The following is a 398-nucleotide window of genomic DNA, read 5'->3' as shown; positions in this document are numbered from 1 at the left end:
AGGAGGAGGGCGTGTTGCCGCGGTAGGTCGACTAGGGCCTCGAGTGCGGTAGCGAGGAAGTCTAGGCGCCCGCGGAGGAAGGCGCGGCGGGCTCCTAGGGGTCCGATATAGGTGCCTAGGGCGCCTAGACCGGTCTGCCGGAGGGATTCGATAGACCTCGAGAAGCTCTTAGCCTTATTTAAGGTTAGAGGGGACCCCTCGAAGGCCTTACCGGCGCGGGCGACTAGGTCCGAGTTATCCTTCGAGAGGATATAGACGTCGTCGAGGTAGGCGACTAAGGTCGCGCCGGGGAGCTCTTTCCCTAGGCGTTCTAAGGTCGGGCGGAACGCTAGGGAAAAGAGGAGAGGGCCTAGAGGGTCACCCTGCCTAACGCCTTCGGCGCTAGCTAGGATAGACCC

1 protein-coding gene is annotated in these 398 nt (G+C 62.3%); it reads right to left on the bottom strand.

Annotated features, from left to right (window positions below):
- The coding region (locus ACYU7G_RS17160; RefSeq protein WP_461110053.1) for a reverse transcriptase domain-containing protein at positions 1-398 on the bottom strand (398 nt) is incomplete at both ends.

Source organism: Tessaracoccus terricola (assembly GCF_054776555.1).
The sequence above is the reverse complement of the archived record's forward strand: the minus strand, read 5'-3'. Positions and strand labels throughout refer to the sequence as shown.